1 pseudogene is annotated in these 255 nt (G+C 72.5%); it reads right to left on the bottom strand.

Features of this window, described 5'->3' with window-relative positions:
- Nucleotides 1–255, bottom strand: a pseudogene (locus QSK03_RS33020) (IS630 family transposase); the annotation flags it as partial.

The following is a 255-nucleotide window of genomic DNA, read 5'->3' on the forward strand; positions in this document are numbered from 1 at the left end:
CGCGGAACCGGTAGAACATCTGGCCCGTGGCCAGGTCCAGCGCAGCGATCATGTGTCGAACCCCGCCGGTGCGGGTGTAGGTCGCCCGCTGCCTGCTCGGGCGGCCGCGGGGGAACCAGCCGTGCCCTGGGCGCGGCTGCAGGTTCAGCGGCCCGAACTCGTCGGCGCAGATCACGCGTGCGCCGGCGGGCAGCTCACCGGCGGCGGCCTGGTCGTAGAGCTCGAGGATGCGGTCCTTCTTGGCGGTGAACTCGG

This window comes from Actinomycetospora sp. NBRC 106375 (assembly GCF_030269665.1).
Lineage (GTDB): Bacteria > Actinomycetota > Actinomycetes > Mycobacteriales > Pseudonocardiaceae > Actinomycetospora.